Raw genomic sequence first — 20,144 nt, forward strand, 5'->3', positions numbered from 1 at the left:
CCGCGCGGGCCGAAGCTCCGTGAAACGCGGGATTCTCCGGAGACGACGCAGGCCGTGCCGATCGTTCCATCGATCGGCACGGCCTGCGTTGTCAGGCGCTCAGGCGCTCAGGCGCTCAGGCGTCTCTCGCTCCGACGCGACGGCGACGAAGCACGAGAGCTCCGGCGCCGAGCACGAGCAGCGCGAGCGCGCCGAACAGCGTCGCGGTGATGCCGTCGGCATCCCCGCCCGTGCGTGCGAGGTCGCCCGCACCGGTCGAGCCGGCCGCGCCGTTCGCTCCGGTGCCCGTGGCCGAGCCGCTGCCCGAGCCCGAGGTTCCCGCGCCACCGTCGGTACCGCCGCCCGCGCCACCGTCGGTGCCGCCGCCCGTTCCCGGGTCGACGACGGCGGCGGCCGGAACGATCGCCGCCGAGCGAGCGCTGCCGGCCATGAAGCCTGCCGCGTCGGCGGTCACCTCGACGGAGATCTCCCGCCCCTCGTCCGCGGCGGTCAGCGCGTAGCTGTCATCGGTGGCGCCGTCGATCGCGGCCCCGTCACGCAGCCAGACGAACGCGGGCGTCGCGTCCGCCGGATCGGTGACCGTCACCGCGCGAACGGTCGAGCCGACGCGCGGCTCCCCCGACACGACCGGCGTCGCGACGCCGACCGCCCGGTTCACCGCCACCGAGTACGTCTGCGAGGCGCCATCGGGAGCCGTGACCGTCACGGTCCCGACGCTGGTGATCACGTCATCCGCCGCGGCCGCGGCATCCGCCGCCATCCGCTGCGCGTCACGTGCCTGGTCGTCGCCGGGCTGCGTCACGACGACGGTGGCGTCCTCGTCGACCGCGAGCGCGTGGATCGTGGGCCATGCCGACCCCGTCGTCGTGACGGTGTACTCGAGCGTGTCCGGTGCGAACCCGTCGACGGGCTCGTCGCCGACGGTGAGACGCGCGAGGTCGGCGACGCCCGCCGGGGCTGCTGCGGCCGCGAAGATCTCGACCTCCGACACGATCATGTGCGTGTCGGGGCGCGCGTTCAGCACGACGCGCACCTCGTCGGCGGCGCCGGAGACCGGCACCTCGACGCGCGGCGCACCCGTCGCGGGCTCCGGCACGGTGACGAGCTCGCCCTCGACCCACTCCCCGCCGCTCACGCGGTGCTCGACGCGCATGGTCGCGGGCCAGCTCAGCGAGCTGCCGTCGCGGTAGAACTGCACAGCGACGCGCGTGAGGGTCTCGCGCTCGGCGAGGACGTAGCTCAGCGTGTCCTGCGGGTTCTTCGCACCAGAGCGCCAGTTCGACCATCCCTTGTCGGTCGAGCTGCCGTTGATCGTGTTCCGCACGTCGTATTGCGCGCTCTCGGTGAAGGTCGCGCTCGGAGTGCTCTCGGGAGCGACGTTGCGCTCCGACGCGGCCGTGACGATCACGGTCAACCGAGCATCGAGCTTCTCGCCGCTCGGACCGGTCGCGACGCCGGGCACCGAGACCGTCCCGGGCTCCGCGAACGCGTCATCGGCGATGCCGTCCCACATCCATTCGACCGGAACGGAGAAGCCTGCACCCGAGGGACGCAGCTCGGCCTGCACCGTGCTGTCGGCCTGGCTCCTGACGGTGTCGAGGGCGCTTCCCGCGGGGACGGTGACGGATGCCGGACGCGTCGCGGTGTACGCGCCGATCTCGACCGTCGCGGTGGCTTCGAACGAGCCGCCGAACAGCTCGGTGCCCGTGCCGCGAACCTCGACCGAACCGGTGCGCGAGAAGTCGACCCCGTCGAGCTGCCACGTCACCGGGGCCTTCCGGACGGTCCCTCCCGTGTACCGCACATCGACGGTCGCGGGCAGCGTCGGAACGACACCGACCGCGGTGGCGACGGTGACGGGCTCGGTGCCCGCGACGCTCGTGCTCGCGATGCGCCACTGCTGGTTCCCTCCGCCGTTCGAGGTCCACAGGCCCACTGCGGCGCCGGACGTCGTGCTGCCGCCGTTCACGTCGAGGACGCGCTCTGCGGCGACGTTCAGCACCGAGTAGTACGTGCCGTCCGTCGTCGAGGCCATCCATTGCAGTGCGGGATCGGCCGCGGCTGCCGCCGGATCCGCGTCCACGAGCGCCGTGGCCGTGCCGCGCGACGCGAGGAACTGCCCCGAACCGTTCTGCAGCGTGAAGCGGTGGCGGTTGGTGCCCGCACCCTCGATCGTGCGGACGGTCCAGGCCTGTCCGCGGGCGGACTCGGCCGTGGTGGCGAGCGAACGGACCGCGAGGGTCGAGCTGCCGTCGAGGGCGAGTCCGCTCTGAAGGCCCGTGAGCTGCACCGTCTCGCCGTCGCGGAAGGCGGCGGCATCCGGTGAGACGCCCGAGACGCCGTCGATCACGAAGGTCACGACCGACTTGGCGGGAACCGTGAGGGTGGCGGTTCGGGATGCCGCATCCACGGCGACCGGCTGCCCCTGCTGGAGCGCGTTGACGGTGGGCTCGGCCGCGGTCGACTGGGTCGTGACGACGGGGGTCACGGTCGCGCCCGGGGCGACGGTGCCGAAGTCGCTCAGGTCGATCTCGACGGTGCGGTCGGCGGCCTCGGCGTTGACGTGGACGATCGTGGCGCCCTCGCCGTCGGCGTCGATCGCCGCGGTCGACTGCGCGTTGTCGGTCGCGATCAGCCGGTCGCCGGGGGTGATGTAGTGCGTGAAGTTGCGGACGGTGTTGAACTTCTCGTTCGTCAGCACCTTGCAGGAGGGGTCGGCGTCGCCGTCGCGGAGACGGCGCTCGGACTGCCCGTCCTTGTTGCAGTCGAAGTCGATGAAGACGCTGCCCCAGTTGAGCTTCTCGACCTTCTCCATGTTGTAGAGGTCTTCGACCGGCTGCCAGAACACCCACGCGTCGGGCTCGAGCTCGCGCAGGTCGCCGACGATGTGCTGGGCCATTCCGAGGCCGTTCTCGATGTCGTCGGTGACGAAGCCCTTATCGCGGTCGGTCCAGTTGCCCTCGACCTCGCTCATCCACAGCGGCTTGTCGGCGGCCTTGGCGATGTCGCGGACGACCTGGCGCCCGCCGGTGCCGTACGTGTGGACGTTCAGCTGATCGACGAGGCCCTTCGCCTGCGCCGACCAGGTGTTCCAGTTGGTCGCGAAGATGCCGGGGTTGGTCTCGTCCATCGCCGAGATCACCGCCTCCGTGCTCGTCCCCGGCTGCGCGAGGCGCTCGGCGAGGGCTTTGATCATCGCGTCCTGCGCCTGCGGCCCGATGTGCGCGCCCTCCTGCCGGCCGCCGGTGGGCCAGGTCGCCCCGTCGGGGATCTGCGTGGACCAGTAGTTCGTGTTGGGCTCGTTGAACGGGTCGATCGTGTCGAACGAGATGCCGTGAACCCGCTCGAGCTCGTCGACGACGTTCACGAGGTAGCCGGCGAACTTCTCCATGTCGGCCGGGGCGAGCTGCTCGCTCGTGGCGTTGTTGATCCCGCCCGAGACGTAGCCGCTCTGGGTGAGGAAGTAGGGCGGGGAGTTGCTGAACGCCTCCCAGTGCGTGACCTTGTCCTTGAGTGCGTCGAGCCACCAGCGCTGCGCGGAGTCCTGCGTGAAGTCGTAGGCCTCGGGATCGTCGGGGTTCCAGGCATCCCGGTAGCGGTCTCGGTCGGCGAAGGTCGAGGTGATCGCGCCTTCGCCGTCCGTGGCCTGCAGGTCGGGGTTCCAGAAGCCGGGCACGGCTCCGCCCGGACGCAGGTACGGCGGGACGTCGGTGGCGTTGCCGCCGCCGATGTTGTAGCGCGCGATGTTGAGGTTGAGGCCCTCGTCGCCGAACACGGCGTCGAAGAGCTTCTGCCGGACGTCGGCGGGGTAGTTCCCGGTCGCGTTGGCGAACCAGACCAGGCTGGTGCCCCACCCCTCGAACGGCTTCTCCGAGGCGGTGGCGGGATTCGGGGTGATGCGCACGGACGCGGGGTCCGCGGCATGCGCGGGCGGGGGTGCGGCGGCGGCCGCGGTGGAGAGCCCGCCGGCCGCGAGTGCCACGGCACAGGTCATCGACAACAGTCGAGCTGACTTCATCGTCATTCCTATCCGGCCGCTCCGATGCGACCTCAGGGGGGTGATGTTGACGTCAACATGTTGACGTCAACACCGAGCCTAAGGGACTCCTGTGCACCGGTGCAACGGTTGATCAGCGGCGAGGGCCCGAGCTCGCGCGCACGACGAGCTCGGTCGGCACGAGCGTGCGCTCGGCCGGCACCTCTCCCCCGTCGATCTCGGTGAGCAGCGAGCGCACGGCGGCCGCGCCGATGCGGTCGAAGTGCTGGCGCACCGTCGTCAGCGGCGGCCAGAAGTTCGCCGACTCTGGGGCGTCGTCGTAACCGACCACGCTGACACTCGCGGGCACGGGCCGATCGGCCTCGTGCAGCGCCCGGAGCAGTCCGAGCGCCATGCGGTCGTTGGCGGCGAACACCGCCGTCACCGTGTCGTCGGCGGCGAGCGAGCGCCCGATCTCGTACCCCGACTCGGCGGTCCAATCCCCCACGTGCACCTCGGGCACCCGGGCTCCGCGTGCGACGAGCGTGTCGTGCCAGGCGACGCGTCGGCGCTCGGCGGCGAACGACTCCCTCGGCCCGGAGATGTGGTTGACCGTCTCGTGCCCGAGGTCGAGCAGATGCTCCGTCGCGAGACGCGCGCCCAGCGCTTGGTCGTTGTCGACCACGGGATACGGATAATCGGCGCTCGAGTCGACCACCACGACAGGGAGGCCCGTGGGCAGCGCGAGCTCGCGCTCGCCCAGCCGGTGCGTCTCGATCAGGATGATGACGCCGTCGACGGCGTGCTCGGCCAAGCGCACGAATGCGCCCGACACGTCGGACTGCGTGGCCGACTGCACGGTGATGACGGTGAGCGAGTACCCCGCCTCCGCGGCGACGGATGCCACGGCATCGAGCGTCCGCGTGTTGCCGTAGCTCGCGAGCGAGAACATGATCACGCCGATGCTGCGGAAGCGCCCCGAGCGCAAGGCGCGGGCCGCACTGTTGGGCCGGTACCCCAGCCGCGCCATCGCATCCTGGACGCGAGCCCGGGTCTCGGGGTCGACGTTCTCGCGACCGTTCGCGACGCGCGACACCGTCTGCCCCGACACGCCGGCCATCGCGGCCACGTCGGCCATCGACACCTCGCGGCGCCGTGGCCGCACGTCCGGGCCTGCGGCTGCTCGTGCTTCACCCATGCCCGGATCCTCCTCGATGTTGACGTTGACATGCTAGCGTGCCCGAGTTATGTTTACGTCAACATCCGCGCTCAATCGGCGAGCGCCTGCATCACAGAAGAGGCACGGACGATGACGACCACTACGGCACCCCCTCCCGCCGTGCGCACCGCGCGGAAGCGGCGGCGCGTCAGCGTCGAACAGCGCGGATGGCTCTTCGTCGGCCCGTTCGCCGTGGTGTTCGCCCTCGTCTTCCTCGCGCCCCTCGCCTACGCGCTCTACCTCAGCTTCTTCCGCGAGCAGATCGTGGGCGGCAACGCGTTCGTCGGGTTCGAGAACTACCTCACGGCCTTCGCCGACCCGAAGCTGTGGGACGGCTTCCTCCGCGTGCTGCTGTTCCTGCTCATCCAGGTGCCGATCATGCTCGTGCTCGCCCTCGCCGCCGCCCTCGCGATCGACAGCGCGCGCCTGCACGCGTCGGGCTTCTACCGGATCATCATCTTCCTGCCCTACGCCGTTCCCGCCGTCGTCGCGGTCCTCATGTGGGGCTACATCTACGGCGACCAGTTCGGTCTCGCCGGCAACATCAACGATCTCCTCGGCGCACAGGTCCTGCGGCCCTTCCTGCCCGAGTGGATGATGGTCTCGATCGGCAACATCGTCACGTGGCAGTTCGTCGGCTACAACATGCTGATCTTCTACTCGTCGCTCAAGACCATTCCCGGCGAGCTGTACGAGGCGGCGTCCCTCGACGGCGCCGGCGCCTGGCGCACGATCCTCTCGATCAAGATCCCCGCCCTGCGCGGCTCGATCGTCATCGCCACGATCTTCTCGATCATCGGCAGCTTCCAGCTCTTCAACGAGCCGAACATCCTCAAGCCCCTGGCCCCGAACACGATCACGACGTTCTTCACGCCGAACATGTACGCGTACAACCTCTCGTTCGCCGGCCAGCAGTACAACTACGCCGCCACCGTCGCGATCATCATGGGCGTCATCACGGCGGTCATCGCCTACGTCGTCCAGTTGCGCGGATCCCGTCAGGAGATGCGATGACCGCTCCCGCCCTCGCCCGCAGCACGCCGTTCGCCCGGCGGAAGTCCGTCGTGCTCACCGTCGTGATGAGCCTGTTCATCCTCTACACGCTGCTGCCGCTGTTCTGGCTGGTCATCAACGCGACCAAGACCCAGGGCGACCTGTTCACGACCTTCGGCCTCTGGTTCGGCGACAGCTTCAACCTGTGGAACAACATCGTCGACACGTTCACCTACCGCGACGGCATCTTCCTGCGGTGGCTCGGCAACACGCTCCTCTACGTGGTCGTCGGCGCGGGCGGTGCGACGGTTCTCGCGACGATGGCCGGCTACGGCCTGGCGAAGTACAACTTCCGCGGCCGCAAGGCGGTCTTCGCCGTCGTCATCGGCGCCGTGGCCGTTCCCGGCACCGCCCTCGCGGTCCCCACGTTCCTCATGTTCAGCCAGCTGGGCCTGACCAACACCCCGTGGGCGATCATCATCCCCTCGCTCATCAGCCCCTTCGGCCTGTACCTGATGTGGGTGTTCGCGAGCGACGCCGTCCCCACCGAGCTGCTCGAGGCGGCCCGCATGGACGGCGCCAGCGAGATGCGCACGTTCTTCACCATCTCGACGAAGCTCCTCATGCCCGGCATCGTCACCGTGCTGCTGTTCGCGGTCGTCGCGACCTGGAACAACTACTTCCTCCCGCTCATCATGCTCAGCGACCCCGCCTGGTACCCGCTCACCGTCGGGCTCAACCAGTGGAACGCGCAGGCCACGGGAGCGGCGGCGCAGCCGATCTACAACCTCGTGATCACCGGATCGCTGCTGTCGATCATCCCGATCGTCGTCGCGTTCCTCCTGCTGCAGCGCTTCTGGCAGTCCGGCCTGAGCGCCGGCAGCGTCAAGCAGTGAGCGCACCCCCAGACTCCGTATTCCGCACCACCTGAATCCACAACGACCCGAATCCACAACAACCCGAATCCACAACAACGAAGTGAAGGAACTCCCATGACACCCATGCGCAAGGGATCGGCGCTGCGTCGCGCCGCATCCGTCGTGGCCCTGACCGCAGCCGCCGGCCTCGTGCTGGCCGCCTGCTCGTCCTCCGGCCCCGCCGCGGGCAGCGGCAACCCCGACGACCTCGACGCGGCCCTGAAGGCCGGCGGCGAGATCACCTACTGGTCGTGGACCCCGTCCGCCGAGGCGCAGGCCGAGGCGTTCATGAAGAAGTACCCCGAGGTCAAGGTCAACGTCGTCAACGCGGGCACCAACACCGAGGAGTACACCAAGCTCCAGAACGCGATCAAGGCCGGCTCGGGCGCCCCCGACGTCGTGCAGATCGAGTACTACGCCTTCCCGCAGTTCGCCCTCACCGACGGCCTGCTCGACCTCGCGCCCTACGGCTTCGGCGACCTCGAGAGCGACTACACCGCCTCGACCTGGAACTCCGTCGACTTCGACGGCAAGATCTACGGCCTGCCGCAGGACTCGGGCCCCATGGCGCTGTTCTACAACAAGGCGGTCTTCGACCAGTACGGCCTGACGGTCCCGACGACGTGGGACGAGTACATCGCCACCGCGCGTCAGCTCACCGCCGCCGACCCGACGAAGAAGATCACGAACGACACCGGTGACGCCGGCTTCGCCACCAGCATGATCTGGCAGGCGGGCGGGCAGCCCTTCTCGGCCGACGGCACCGACGTGACGATCAACGTCGCGGACGAGGGCTCGAAGAAGTGGGCCGACACCTGGAACACGCTCGTCGAGGACGACCTGCTCGCCAGCACCCCGAGCTGGAGCGACGAGTGGTTCAAGGGCCTCGGCGACGGCTCGATCGCGACCCTCGTCATCGGCGCCTGGATGCCGGGCAACCTCGAGTCGTCGGTCGCCGACGCGGCGGGCGACTGGCGCGTGGCTCCCATGCCGACCTACGACGGCACCCCGGTCTCGGCCGAGAACGGCGGCGGCGGCCAGGCCGTCACGAAGCAGAGCGAGAACCCGGCCCTCGCCGCCGCGTTCCTGAAGTGGCTGAATAACGACGAGGAGAGCCTGACGATCTTCGCCGAGAGCGGCGGCTTCCCCTCGACGACGGCGCAGCTCGAGTCGGACGAGTTCCTGAACAAGGCACCCGAGTACTTCGGCGGCCAGAAGATCAACGAGGTGCTCGTACAGGCGGCCAAGGACGTGCGTCCGGGCTGGCAGTACCTGCCCTTCCAGGTGTACGCGAACAGCATCTTCAGCGACACCGTCGGGCAGTCCTACGCCTCGAAGTCCGACCTGAACGAGGGCCTCGCCACGTGGCAGGACCAGCTCGTGCAGTACGGCAACGACCAGGGCTTCACCGTCAACAAGTGACGCCCGACGAGGGGCGGGTCGCATCGAGCTTCGGTCCGGCCCGCCCCTCGCCATGTCCCCCCAGGAGAAGAACAATGACCTCCCCCACCCGCATCTCGCTCGACACGTCCACCCCGGGCCCTGTCGTACCCCGGCGACTCTTCGGCACCTTCGTCGAGCACATGGGGCGCTGCGTGTACGACGGCATCTTCGAGCCGGGTCACGCCACGGCCGACGACGCCGGCTTCCGCGAGGACGTGCTCGAGCTCGTGCGCGAGCTGGGCGCGACGGTCGTGCGCTACCCCGGGGGCAACTTCGTCTCGGGCTACCGGTGGGAGGACGGCGTCGGCCCGCGCGACCAGCGCCCCGTGCGCCTGGATGCCGCCTGGCACAGCACCGAGACCAACCAGGTCGGGCTGCACGAGTTCGCCGCGTGGGCCGAGCAGGCCGGGCTCGAGCTCATGGAGGCCGTGAACCTCGGCACGCGCGGCGTCGCCGAGGCGGCCGACCTGCTCGAGTACGCCAACCACCCGGGCGGCACCGCACTGTCGGAGCGCCGCCGCGAGAACGGGCGCGCCGAGCCCTTCGGCATCCGGCTCTGGTGCCTGGGCAACGAGATGGACGGTCCCTGGCAGATCGGCCACAAGACCGCCGACGAGTACGGCCGCCTCGCTGCCGAGAGCGCCCGCCTCATGCGGTTCATCGACCCCGACATCGAGCTCGTCGCCGCGGGCAGCTCGAACCACGAGATGCCGACGTTCGGCGAGTGGGAGCGCACCGTGCTCCGCCACACCGCGGGACTCGTCGACCACATCTCCGTCCACGCCTACTACGAGGAGACCCCGGGCGACCTCGCGAGCTTCCTCGCCTCCGGCGCCGCCCTCGACGCCTACATCGGCGAGGTCGCCGGCATCATCGACGAGGTGCGCGCCGAGCGCGGCATCACCGACCCCATCGGCATCAGCGTCGACGAGTGGAACGTCTGGAACCAGACCCGCTGGAACGAAGTGGACAAGCCCGAGGTGTTCACGGGCGACTGGCCCGTCGCCCCGCGCCTCATCGAGGACGACTACACCGTGACGGATGCCGTCGTCGTGGGGTCCCTGCTCATCACGATGCTCCGCCGCGCCGACCGTGTCTCGATGGCGAACCTCGCGCAGCTCGTCAACGTCATCGCGCCGATCCGCACCGAGCCGGGCGGCGCGGCCTGGCGGCAGACCACCTTCTTCCCGTTCCAGCTGACCGCGGCCGCAGCATCCGGGCACGTCGTGGTCCCGGCGATCGACACCGGCGTCATCCCGACCGCGCGCTACGGCGACGTGGGCGCCGTCGACGCCGTTGCGACGATCGCGGACGACGAGCTGTCGATCTTCCTCGTGCACCGGGGGCTCGACGCCGAGACGCCGGTCACGATCGACCTCGATCGCCCGGCTGCGGGCGCCGAGGCGCTCGTGCTGACCGTCCCCGCGGGCGGCGACCGGCACACCGTCAACAGCGCGTCGTCGCAGCCCGTCGCCCCGGCGCCCCTCCCCGTCGACGTCCACGACGGCGCCGTGACCCTGACCCTCCCCCCGCTCTCCTGGGCGCGCGTGAGCGTGCGCCTGAACCCCGGAACGAATCGAGTGACCCCGTGACGACCTTCAGCATCGGCGAGACCGACTTCCTCCTCGACGGGCGCCCCCACCGGGTCATCGCGGGAGCCCTGCACTACTTCCGCATCCACCCCGACCACTGGGCCGACCGCATCCGCAAGGCACGGCTCATGGGGCTCAACACGATCGAGACGTACGTCGCCTGGAACGCCCACGAGCCGGTGCGCGGCGAATGGGATGCCACGGGCTGGAACGACCTGGGGCGCTTCCTCGACCTCATCGCGGCCGAGGGTATGCATGCGATCGTGCGCCCCGGCCCGTATATCTGCGCTGAGTGGCACAACGGCGGGCTGCCGGTCTGGCTCACGAGCACGCCCGGTATCGGGCTGCGCCGCTCCGAGCCGCAGTACGTCGAGGCGGTCAGCACCTACCTGCGCCGCGTCTACGAGATCGTGGCGCCGCGCCAGATCGACCGCGGCGGCAACGTCGTGCTCGTGCAGATCGAGAACGAGTACGGCGCTTACGGCTCCGACCACGACTACCTTCGCACGCTCACCGACCTCACCCGCGCCTGCGACATCACGGTGCCGCTGACCACGGTCGACCAGCCCGAGCCCCACATGCTCGCGGCCGGCACGCTCCCCGACCTGCACACGACCGGATCGTTCGGCTCGCGCGCCACCGAGCGGCTCGCGACGCTGCGTGAGCACCAGCCGACGGGGCCGCTGATGTGCTCGGAGTTCTGGGACGGCTGGTTCGACTGGTGGGGCGGGGTGCACCACACCACGGATGCCGCGGCCTCGGCATCCGAGCTCGACGCCCTGCTCGCCGCGGGAGCGTCGGTGAACATCTACATGCTGCACGGCGGCACGAACTTCGGCACCACGAACGGCGCGAACGACAAGGGCCGCTACGCCCCCATCGTCACCTCGTACGACTACGACGCCCCGCTCGACGAATCGGGTCACCCGACCGAGAAGTACCACGCGTTCCGCGAGGTGATCGCCCGGTACGCCCCGGTGCCCGACGAGGTACCGCCCGCGCGGCCGGCGGCCCCCGTGCTGTCGGTTCCGCTGCGGACGACGGGCGACTGGCTGCCGACTGCGGATGCCGCGGCGGGTGCCGGCGCGAGCGCGGCGGTCACTCCCCCGACGTTCGAGGAGCTCGGACAGCTCGGACCCCTCGTGCGCTACGACGTCGCGCTGCCCGCCGAGGCGTTCGGAGATTCCGACAGCGCCGTGCTCGCCGTCGCGGAGGTCCGCGACCTCGCCTGGGTCGCCGTCGACGGCGCACCCGTCGGCCGCCTGCAGCGCGCGCTGCACGAGCGCTCGCTGCCGATCCCGCGCGGGTCGCGACTGACGGTGCTCGTCGAGGATCAGGGGCGCGTCAACTACGACGTCCGTCTCGGCGAGAACAAGGGCCTCGTCGGTCCCGTGACCCTCGGCGGCCACGAGCTGACCGGCTGGTCGGCGCAGCCCGTCGACCTCACGGCCGTCGCCGCCGGCATCCCCGCTGCTCCCGAGCACACGGCGGTGGGCCGCACCGGTCTCGTGGGCACGTTCGACCTCGACGAGCCCGCCGACCTCTTCCTCGACACGGATGCCTGGAGCAAGGGCTACGCGTTCGTGAACGGGTTCTTCCTCGGCCGGTACTGGCGCAACGGCCCGCAGCGCAACCTGTACGTGCCCGCTCCCGCGACGCGTGCCGGGTCGAACGAGATCGTCGTCGTCGAGCTCGAGCACGTCATCGAGCCCGACGCAGCGTTCGTCGCCGCGCCCGACCTCGGCCACCGCGAGGAGTGACCGTGAGGGAGCCCCGCCGCGATCGGGCAGGATGGATGTCATGAGCTGGATGGTCACCGGTGGTGCTGGATACATCGGCGCGCATGTCGTGCGCGCCCTCGCCGCGGCGGGTCTCGACCCCGTCGTCCTCGACGACCTGTCGAGCGGGCACGCCGGGTTCGTCCCCGAGGGCGTTCCGTTCGTCCGCGGCTCGATCCTCGACCGTCCGCTCGTCGAGGGCGCCCTGCGCGAGCACGGCGTCGAGGGCGTCATCCACGTCGCCGGCTACAAGTACGCCGGCGTCTCGGTGACCCGTCCCCTGCACACCTACGCGCAGAACGTCGAGGGCACGCGGATCGTGCTCGAGGCGATGGAGACCGCGGGTGTCGACAAGATCGTCTTCTCCTCCAGCGCCGCCGTCTACGGCACCCCCGACGTGCCTCTCGTCACGGAGGACCTGCCCAAGCGTCCCGCGTCGCCCTACGGCGAGTCGAAGCTCATCGGCGAATGGCTGCTGCGCGACCAGGCGGTCGCGACCGCGGACTCCCCCGCACCCCTGCGCCACACCTCGCTGCGCTACTTCAACGTCGTGGGCTCGGGCGATCCGTCCGTCTACGACACGAGCCCCCACAACCTCTTCCCCATCGTCTTCGAGAAGCTGATCGCCGGTGAGACCCCGCAGATCAACGGCGACGACTACGACACCGAAGACGGCACGAACGTGCGCGACTACGTCCACGTCGCCGACATCGCGGCGGCCCACGTCGTCGCCGCCCAGCGCCTCGCGGCGGGCGAGAGCGTCGAGCCGGCCTACAACCTCGGGTCGCAGAACGGCCTGTCGGTCCGCGAGATCATGGACGCGATGGCCCGCGTGACGGGCATCGACTTCACCCCGAGGATCGGCCCGCGTCGCCCCGGCGACCCCGACCGCATCGTCGCCACCGGCGAGCTCGCCGCCCGCGACCTCGAGTGGGCCAACCGCTACTCGGTCGACGAGATGGTGCGCACCGGCTGGGAGGCCCGCCGCGCGGCATCCGTCTGACCGGCCCCGCCAGCGGCGACCTGGATTCTCCGCCGCGGGCTCTCTAGGGTGGCCGTGTGCGGTATTCGATCGATCCCGGCGGGGTGACCGAGCTCGTCGCCGAGGTGTCGGCCCTCGCAGACGAGATCGAGAGCCATCGCACGGCGGCGCTTCAGGCCGTGGACGCAGCCGAGAGCGCTCTGCTCACCGGCGCTGACAGCGTGCGCACCGCGCTCGGCGAGGTGTTCGCGAGACGACGGGTCACCGCCACGGCAGTCAGCACACGGCTGTCGGAGATCCTCACCGGTATCGAGGACGCCACCCTCGCCTATGTCGCGGGCGACGACGAGATGGTCACCGGCACGGCTGCGGCCCTACCCGGCACTGCCCCGCAGATGCTCGAGGCCTCGGAGTACCACGGCGCCTTCTCCGGGGGGCCGCGGTGACCGAGCTCGTCGGCGTCGACGGCGTTCCCGACCTCCCCGCCGACGGGGCCGCGCTCGTTGCCGCCGCCGACACGCTGGCGGCATCCGGGCCCCTCGTCGGTGACCGTCTCGACGATGTCGGAGCAACGTGGCACCGGGTCCCGATGGTCTACGACGCGCCAGAGACCCAGACCGCTGCCACGGCGGTCCTCCCCGTGCTGCGGGTCGGGGAGGACTTCAGCGACGCCGCGCGCAGCGCATCCGCCGCTCTGCGAGAGCTCGGCGAAAGCCTCATCCCTCTCGAGCGCACGCGCAGCGCGCTGCTGGCCGATATCGAGGCCCATCGCACGCAGGTGCTGGCCTACCGCGCGAGCGACGCCGCGGCGGCCGAGGACCCGGCCGACCCGCTGGCTGGATGGGGGCCCTACGGTTACAGCGCGAACACCGAACTCCTGCTGCGGTGCCGCAGTCTGCGGGCGATGTTCGAGGATGCGGTCGACCGCTGCAGCGCGAGCCTCCGCCGCATCGGCGACGGCCCGTTCCTGATGACCGGCCTGGGACATGCGACGGCAGGCGTCGGTGTTCCGCGTACGACGTGGAGCGCTCGAGCCGACGACTTCCGGAACGCGCTCGGTATGCGTGCGCTCGAGCGACTGACCACAGCCGACGCCGACACGATACGCGAGCTGCTGGCCGCGCATCCGGAGTGGATCACGCTGCTGCGCGAGACCCCTCCGGCGCCGGCGCAGGTGAGCAGCTGGTGGACGGGACTGGATGCCGCGACCGCGGCGGCGCTGTCGGCCGCAGCGCCGGTCGTGCTGGGGTCGCTCGGCGGAGTTCCGGCGCAGGTGCGGGCGGCCGCCAATCGCGTGAACGTCGATTCGCGACGGAGCGAGCTGCGCGCCCTGATCGACAACCGCGGATACGTCCTGATGTCGGGTACCTATGAGCGTGTGCGGGCTCCGATCCCCGACGGCTGGCTGGCGGAGCTCGATTACCTCGATCGCGTTGCCGCGGGCGAGGTGCAGCTCTACCTCTACGATCCCGACCGCGAGCAGATCATCGAGATGTTCGGCGATCCCGACCGTGCGGATGTCATCATGTCGTTCATGCCCGGCACCAACACGACGATGGAGTCGTTCTACACCTCGACCGAGCAGAGCGGGATCACGGCGCTCACCCGGTGGCAGGTCGAGAACGCCCGATTCGACACCGCGGTTGCGGGGTTCGTGGTCAAGCAAGGGCCGTTCCCGCAGCTGACCTCCGACATCGTGGCGACGGGACCGCAGAACAACGACATGATGGAAGCCCTCGGTCGCTCCTACGCCGACTTCACCTTTGAGCTTGACGCGATCGCGCCTCGCGCGGCGGTGGTGAGCGTCGAGCACTCCGCGGGATCGGCTGCAGGCGGTGCGGCCGAAACCGCCGGGGCGCACTTCGACGCACGCGTCGCCCTGGCCGGCATCGGCATGACCAACGACTGGAAAGCGCAGGACGGAACCGAGTACTACGCCATGCAAGCACCCAACGACATCAACAAGAACGTCGACAACATGCAACTCGGCAACTGGGGCTACGGCATCCCGGCCACCACCGCGAACGGGTTCACCGAAATCGACTCCGGCCTGCCCGACACCCCCGCCTGGGTACACGGCCTCCGGGTCATCGACCCCACCCTCGGCACAGTGCTCGACCTCGCCGGGCAACTAGAAAACCACAACCGCATCATCAGCGCCGACCCTCGCCTGAACGGGGTTGTGCTGGAGGCAACGCAAGACGTGATCGCGGAGGTGGACGCGGGATGAGACGCAGGCGATGGTTTGTGACTCTGGCGGCCATGCTTGGAACGGGGATGATGATGAGCGCGTGCGCGGCACAGCTACCCACGTGGGACGATATCCGCGCCGAAACGAACGCAACGATGCAGGAGGTGGTGGATCTCCTGCCCCCCGAGGTGGTGGTCGACGACTTAACCAATTCCAGGCCGTACGGATGTGAGCGCGGCGTGATGTACACCGGTCACCTCGACATCGACCCCGGCCCGCATTTCGACATCCCAGCGTTCATCGAATCCCTCGACGACACACTCCCCGAGGGGTTCGAACCCAGAACGAGTCAAGTCCGAGTCAGTTTCGCCCGTGCCCTATTCACCGCAGAACCCTACGGAAGCACCCTGCTGAAGGTGACAGAGAACACAGCCGGCGGAAGGAACACGATCGATGTCTTGGCGATCTCCCGTTGCGGCGAACCACCCCAAGGCGACTGAGCGACCCGTGAACTGATGCGTTGCCGGGCACCACTAGTCATCATCGCGGCTGTAGCGATAGGAGCGCTAATGACGGGGTGTAGCGAGCAGCTACCCAGCTGGGATCAAGCACGTTCTGAGGCCGACGCCGCAATGCGGGAGGTCGTCGAACTCCTCCCCCCGAATCGGTCGTTGTCGACCTGACGGACCCCACCCCATACGGATGCTCGCAAGGAGTCATGTACACGGGGCACCTTGCCATCGACGCAGGGGCGGGCTTCAATGGACCGGCTTTCGTCGATGCTCTCCCTAGTCGTCTCGCGGGTTCATTCAGCCTGGAAGCATCCCCGGTCCCCGCACGCTACCCAGAGGTCAGTCTCATCGCAGAGGAACATGGTGACGCCTCGGTCACGGTGGGGGCAGGCGTCGACGACGATATGCACAGGATCGATATCCTCGTGATTTCACGCTGCGCACAGACGCCCGACGACTCCTGATTGGCGTGGACTTGCGGGAGGCTCACCCAGCGACAACACGGAGAAAGGGAGGCAGCTATGCGAGAACACAACGACGCACGGAAGAAACTCCTGACAAGCGGGACGCTCATCGCTTCCTTCTCCGCGGTGACAGGATGCTCGTCCCCCACGCTTCCCACCTACGACACCGTGCGCGGCGAGACTGAAGCCGCGATTCAACGCATCGCTGACGAGCTCCCTGCTGGAGCACGATTCAGCCCGCGCCCGGAGGGGAGCCCGTATGGATGCGACAGCGGCGGTGTGATGTACACCGGGCAGTGGGACATGTACCCCGCCCCTGGGTTCGACGGACGCCGCTTCATCGAGACGCTACCCGACCAGCTTGGTGACGGATTCACGGTCGAAGAGCTTGGGTTCGACCCCGGTTTCCCCGCGCTCGGCTTGATTGCCGACGCTTACGGCGGCACAGGGGTAAACGTCTCTGTGGGTTCGATAGACGGCGCGGACGTTGTCGGCATCACCGCCCTGTCGCGGTGCGCACAACCACCCGAATGACTCCGGGTGCGGCCGAAACCGCCGGGGCGCACTTCGACGCACGCGTCGCCCTGGCCGGCATCGGCATGACCAACGACTGGAAAGCGCAGGACGGAACCGAGTACTACGCCATGCAAGCACCCAACGACATCAACAAGAACGTCGACAACATGCAACTCGGCAACTGGGGCTACGGCATCCCGGCCACCACCGCGAACGGATTCACCAAAATCGACTCCGGCCTGCCCGACACCCCCGCCTGGGTACACGGCCTCCGCATCATCGACCCCACCCTCGGCACCGTGCTCGACCTCGCCGGGCAACTCGACAACCACAACCGCATCACCAGCGCCGACCCGCGCCTCAACGGGGTTGTGCTCCGCCGGCTTCAATACTTGCTCGCCGAGGTCCCGACTCCATGACCCGCCGATTCCGCGCTCTGGCGGCATGCACTGCCGGCCTCGCGCTCCTCTACGCCACGACGGGATGCACAGTGACCCGACTGCCAAGCTACGATGCTGTCCGCGCCGAGACTGAAGCCGCAATTCAACGCATCGCTGACGAGCTGCCCGCCGGAACGCGATTCAGCCAGCGACCCGAGGGCAGCCCGTATGGATGTGACAACGGCGGTGTGATGTACACCGGCCACTGGGATATCTACCCTGGCCCTGGTTTCGACGGCAGCCGCTTCATCGAGACCCTTCCTGACCGGCTCGGCGATGACTTTACCGTCGAGGATCTCGGATTCGAGCCAAGCTTTCCGGCCCTCGGCTTGATCGCCCATGCGTACGGCAACACCGGCATAAACGTTTCGGTAGGTTCGAAAGACGGTACTGACGTCGTAGACATCACCGCGCTGTCGCGGTGCGCACAACCACCCGAATGAGCCCGCCCACCCTCGAGCTACCCCAGACTTCGCGCGATACTGTTGATCGATGACGATGAGGAGACCGGTAGCCCTCCCGCTCGCCGCCACAATCGCATTGAGCCTAGGAGGATGCGCAATGTCTGAGCCTCTGCCGCTCTTCGAGGACGTACGCGACGAGGCAAACACAGCCCTTCGGGAGGTTGTTGCCGAGTTCCCGACCAGTGCACCCGTGGAACAGTTAGGCGAAGACTCATTAGGATGCCGGGGAACGGGCGTCCCATCAGGTTCGTCCGGAGTGACGTACACCAATCACATCGCCGTTGTGCAATCGGAAACTTTTGATGGCGCCGCTTTCATCGAAGCGCTACCCGATCGCCTGGGGGACGCATATGTCGCGCGCGAATCTGAGATAAAACTCAACACCCCGTCCATTGACGTCGTCGCGCGAGATCACGGCGGTTCTTTGCTCTCAGTCTCCGCACGCGAACACGAGGGGGAGAAGTTCCTAGAAGTCTACGTGTTCAGCCGATGCGGACAGCAGAGCGTGGACCGGGCCGCACGGTGAGGCCATGAGACGAGTCGCACCGCGCGCGGCGACCGCGACGCTCATCACGGGCGCTGCCGGCGCAGTGGTGGTCGGATGTGCGCCACAGCTACCCACGTGGGACGATATCCGCGCCGAAACGAACGCAACGATGCAGGAGGTGGTGGATCTCCTGCCGACCGAGGTGGTCGTCGACGACTTAACCAATTCCAGGCCGTACGGATGTGAGCGCGGCGTGATGTACACCGGTCACCTCGACATCGACCCCGGCCCGGATTTCGACATCCCAGCGTTCATCGAATCCCTCGACGACACACTCCCCGAGGGGTTCGAACCCAGAACGAGTCAAGTCCGAGTCAGTTTCGCCCGTGCCCTATTCACCGCAGAACCCTACGGAAGCACCCTGCTGAAGGTGACAGAGAACACAGCCGGCGGAAGGAACACGATCGATGTCTTGGCGATCTCCCGTTGCGGCGAACCACCCCAAGGCGACTGAGCGACCCGCCGGCCGAAGCGACTCGATAGATCGTGGATGTACTCGTGAGTGAACACAACGACACAACGACGCCTCGGGAAGACGCCGCCACGCGCTGGGTAGCGCGCTACTCGCCTCCCTTCTCGTCACGACAGGATGCTCGGTGAACACACTTCCCACCTACGACACCGTTCGAGACGAGACCGAAGCCGCGATCAAACGCATCGCCGACGAGTTTCCGCCGGGGACACGGGCGGTCCCACGACCCGAGCAGAGTCCATACGGATGCAGCGGAGAGGGCGTGATGTACACCGGGCATTGGGACATCTACCCCTCCCCAGGGTTCGACGCGGCCCGCTTCATCGATGATCTTCCCGACAAGCTCGGAGACGGCTTCGTCGTTGACGATCTCGGCGTAGACACCAACTTTCCCCTGGTCAGCTTGGTCGCCGACGCTTACGGCGGCGCCGGCATCGATGTCTCGGCGGGCTCGATAGACGGCGCCGACTTCGTGGACATCATCGCCATGTCCCAGTGCGCACAACCGCCCGAGTGACCTCGGATGCCGCTTCGGGCGCAGTTCTCGGCGTAGGGCGCGGCTCGAGGCGCGCTCGAAGCGCGTAAGTGCGCCCGAAGGGCACGCGCCGCGGCGGGTCAGGCGCGCGCCGAGCTGGCCCGGACGACCAGCTCGGTCGGCACCGTCTGCAGCGGGGCCGCGCCTCCGGTCTCGATGACCTCCACGAGCGCCTCGACGGCGCGCGCGCCGAGGGCGTCGAAGTCTTGCCGGACGGTCGTCAGCGGCGGCCGGTACTCCGCGGCATCCACCACGTCGTCGAATCCGACGACAGCGACGTCGTCCGGCAGCGCGCGACCGGCGTCGCTGAAGGCACGGAGCAGGCCGAGCGCCATCTGGTCGTTCGCGGCGAACACCGCCGTGGCGTCCGCGAGCGCTGCGCCGGCCGCGTGACCGCCGCGTGAGGTCCAGTCGCCGCGGACGACCTCGGGCACCGCGGCATCCGCGGCGATCAACGCCTCGCGCCAGCCGCGCTCGCGTTCTTGAGCCGCGAACGAGGCCGCGGGCCCCGCGAGGTGGTGCACCGTCGCGTGCCCCAGCTCGAGCAGGTGCTGCGTCGCCCGCCGGGCGCCTCCCGCGTGGTCGGTCTGCACGATGGCGAAGCGGTCGTCGGGCGGCGAGTCGACGACGACGAGGCGGAGGTCGGCGGGCGGTGCGGTGTCGCGAGCGAGCCGCGTCGCCTCGTTGAGCACGATCGCTCCGTCGACGCCCTGGTCGCGCAACTGGGCGAATGACTCCGTGATGTCGCGCGCACCGGCGACCGTCACCACGGCCAGAGCGTAGTCGCGCTCCCCCGCCGCGTCGGCGATGGCCTGCAGCATGCGCGAGTTGCCGACCGAGGCGAGGGTCGAGACGACGAGGCCGATCGTGCGGGTCTGGCCGGTGCGCAGCGCCCGGGCGGCGCGATGCATGCGGTAGCCGAGCGTCGCCATGGATGCCTCGACCCGGGCCCGCGTCGTCGGATCGACGCGCGGGCTGCCATTGGCCACACGCGAGACGGTCTGCGCCGAGACGCCGGCGTGAGCCGCCACCTGGGCCATCGAGACGCGCATGCGGGTCCTCTCCTCGGGGTGTGTTGACGATATCACGGCCGGAATGTAGCG

18 protein-coding genes are annotated in these 20,144 nt (G+C 68.9%); 15 read left to right on the plus strand and 3 right to left on the minus strand.

Annotation, left to right across the window (positions count from 1 at the left end; translation table 11 throughout):
- Positions 1-115 precede the first annotated feature (115 nt).
- Together CI089_RS03690 and CI089_RS03695 are read right to left on the minus strand one after the other, a co-directional pair.
- The gene (locus CI089_RS03690) at positions 116-4,018 is read right to left on the minus strand and encodes a glycoside hydrolase (protein WP_094261226.1); all 3,903 of its coding nucleotides are present in this window, start codon (positions 4,016-4,018) and stop codon (positions 116-118) included.
- 112 nt (positions 4,019-4,130) lie between these two features.
- Positions 4,131-5,174, minus strand: coding sequence for a LacI family DNA-binding transcriptional regulator (locus CI089_RS03695; RefSeq protein WP_256977455.1), 1,044 nt, complete (start codon positions 5,172-5,174; stop codon positions 4,131-4,133).
- Positions 5,175-5,285: 111 nt separating this feature from the next.
- On the opposite strand from CI089_RS03695, the gene CI089_RS03700 reads away from it, so the two are divergent.
- The 15 genes from CI089_RS03700 (at position 5,286) to CI089_RS16210 (ending at position 19,023) form a co-directional block, all read left to right on the plus strand.
- Positions 5,286-6,209, plus strand: coding sequence for a carbohydrate ABC transporter permease (locus tag CI089_RS03700; protein ID WP_023952517.1), 924 nt, complete (start codon positions 5,286-5,288; stop codon positions 6,207-6,209).
- A complete protein-coding gene (locus CI089_RS03705) occupies positions 6,206-7,084 on the plus strand; it encodes a carbohydrate ABC transporter permease (RefSeq protein WP_023952518.1) in 879 nt (292 codons plus the stop codon). Before CI089_RS03700 ends, CI089_RS03705 begins: the two co-directional genes overlap by 4 nt.
- Before the next feature lie 96 nt (positions 7,085-7,180).
- Positions 7,181-8,527 (plus strand): ABC transporter substrate-binding protein, encoded by a 1,347-nt coding sequence (locus tag CI089_RS03710; protein WP_256977456.1) that lies wholly within the window; start codon positions 7,181-7,183, stop codon positions 8,525-8,527.
- A gap of 74 nt (positions 8,528-8,601) precedes the next feature.
- On the plus strand, positions 8,602-10,140 hold the full coding sequence (arfA, locus tag CI089_RS03715; RefSeq protein WP_094260316.1) for an arabinosylfuranosidase ArfA: 1,539 nt from the start codon (positions 8,602-8,604) through the stop codon (positions 10,138-10,140).
- Positions 10,137-11,900: a glycoside hydrolase family 35 protein gene (locus CI089_RS03720; protein ID WP_094260317.1), complete on the plus strand. Its 1,764-nt coding sequence runs from the start codon at positions 10,137-10,139 to the stop codon at positions 11,898-11,900. The genes arfA and CI089_RS03720 overlap by 4 nt, the downstream gene beginning before the upstream one ends.
- Positions 11,901-11,940: 40 nt before the next feature.
- A complete protein-coding gene (gene galE / locus CI089_RS03725; RefSeq protein WP_094260318.1) occupies positions 11,941-12,921 on the plus strand; it encodes a UDP-glucose 4-epimerase GalE in 981 nt (326 codons plus the stop codon).
- Positions 12,922-12,977: 56 nt separating this feature from the next.
- Positions 12,978-13,346, plus strand: a complete 369-nt coding sequence (locus tag CI089_RS03730; RefSeq protein ID WP_094260319.1) for a DUF6507 family protein — start codon at positions 12,978-12,980, stop codon at positions 13,344-13,346.
- A complete protein-coding gene (locus tag CI089_RS03735; RefSeq protein ID WP_094260320.1) occupies positions 13,343-15,130 on the plus strand; it encodes an alpha/beta hydrolase in 1,788 nt (595 codons plus the stop codon). The genes CI089_RS03730 and CI089_RS03735 overlap by 4 nt, the downstream gene beginning before the upstream one ends.
- Before the next feature lie 17 nt (positions 15,131-15,147).
- Positions 15,148-15,591 carry a hypothetical protein gene (locus tag CI089_RS03740; protein ID WP_143738864.1) on the plus strand — a complete coding sequence of 148 codons (444 nt, stop codon included), beginning with the start codon at positions 15,148-15,150 and terminating at the stop codon, positions 15,589-15,591.
- A 533-nt stretch (positions 15,592-16,124) separates the two neighbouring features.
- Complete coding sequence (locus CI089_RS16195; protein WP_143738866.1) at positions 16,125-16,601, plus strand: hypothetical protein; 477 nt, start codon at positions 16,125-16,127, stop codon at positions 16,599-16,601.
- Entirely contained in the window at positions 16,598-17,002 is a 405-nt protein-coding gene (locus CI089_RS03750; RefSeq protein ID WP_094260323.1) for a hypothetical protein, read from the plus strand. Before CI089_RS16195 ends, CI089_RS03750 begins: the two co-directional genes overlap by 4 nt.
- A 71-nt stretch (positions 17,003-17,073) precedes the next feature.
- Positions 17,074-17,466 carry a hypothetical protein gene (locus tag CI089_RS16200; protein ID WP_143738868.1) on the plus strand — a complete coding sequence of 131 codons (393 nt, stop codon included), beginning with the start codon at positions 17,074-17,076 and terminating at the stop codon, positions 17,464-17,466.
- Between the two features lie 118 nt (positions 17,467-17,584).
- Positions 17,585-18,013: a hypothetical protein gene (locus CI089_RS16205; RefSeq protein WP_143738869.1), complete on the plus strand. Its 429-nt coding sequence runs from the start codon at positions 17,585-17,587 to the stop codon at positions 18,011-18,013.
- 4 nt (positions 18,014-18,017) lie between these two features.
- On the plus strand, positions 18,018-18,488 hold the full coding sequence (locus CI089_RS03760) for a hypothetical protein (RefSeq protein WP_143738871.1): 471 nt from the start codon (positions 18,018-18,020) through the stop codon (positions 18,486-18,488).
- 142 nt (positions 18,489-18,630) lie between these two features.
- On the plus strand, positions 18,631-19,023 hold the full coding sequence (locus CI089_RS16210) for a hypothetical protein (protein WP_143738873.1): 393 nt from the start codon (positions 18,631-18,633) through the stop codon (positions 19,021-19,023).
- 98 nt (positions 19,024-19,121) lie between these two features.
- Here CI089_RS16210 and CI089_RS03770 read toward each other — a convergent pair whose 3' ends face one another.
- Entirely contained in the window at positions 19,122-20,093 is a 972-nt protein-coding gene (locus tag CI089_RS03770) for a LacI family DNA-binding transcriptional regulator (RefSeq protein WP_094260327.1), read from the minus strand.
- Positions 20,094-20,144 lie beyond the last annotated feature (51 nt).

Source organism: Microbacterium sp. Yaish 1, assembly GCF_002245215.1.
Taxonomy (GTDB): Bacteria; Actinomycetota; Actinomycetes; order Actinomycetales; family Microbacteriaceae; genus Microbacterium.

Bases quoted from the DNA above. Each gene is read 5' to 3' on its own strand.
- CI089_RS16195 (WP_143738866.1), top strand. From the start codon at position 16,125: ATGCGAGAACACAACGACGCACGGAAGAAACTCCTGACAAGCGGGACG.
- CI089_RS03700 (WP_023952517.1), top strand. From the start codon at position 5,286: ATGACGACCACTACGGCACCCCCTCCCGCCGTGCGCACCGCGCGGAAG.
- galE (WP_094260318.1), top strand. From the start codon at position 11,941: ATGAGCTGGATGGTCACCGGTGGTGCTGGATACATCGGCGCGCATGTC.
- CI089_RS16205 (WP_143738869.1), top strand. From the start codon at position 17,585: ATGTCTGAGCCTCTGCCGCTCTTCGAGGACGTACGCGACGAGGCAAAC.
- CI089_RS03760 (WP_143738871.1), top strand. From the start codon at position 18,018: ATGAGACGAGTCGCACCGCGCGCGGCGACCGCGACGCTCATCACGGGC.
- CI089_RS03750 (WP_094260323.1), top strand. From the start codon at position 16,598: ATGACTCCGGGTGCGGCCGAAACCGCCGGGGCGCACTTCGACGCACGC.
- CI089_RS03770 (WP_094260327.1), bottom strand. From the start codon at position 20,093: ATGCGCGTCTCGATGGCCCAGGTGGCGGCTCACGCCGGCGTCTCGGCG.
- arfA (WP_094260316.1), top strand. From the start codon at position 8,602: ATGACCTCCCCCACCCGCATCTCGCTCGACACGTCCACCCCGGGCCCT.
- CI089_RS03690 (WP_094261226.1), bottom strand. From the start codon at position 4,018: ATGAAGTCAGCTCGACTGTTGTCGATGACCTGTGCCGTGGCACTCGCG.
- CI089_RS03710 (WP_256977456.1), top strand. From the start codon at position 7,181: ATGACACCCATGCGCAAGGGATCGGCGCTGCGTCGCGCCGCATCCGTC.
- CI089_RS03705 (WP_023952518.1), top strand. From the start codon at position 6,206: ATGACCGCTCCCGCCCTCGCCCGCAGCACGCCGTTCGCCCGGCGGAAG.
- CI089_RS03695 (WP_256977455.1), bottom strand. From the start codon at position 5,174: ATGGGTGAAGCACGAGCAGCCGCAGGCCCGGACGTGCGGCCACGGCGC.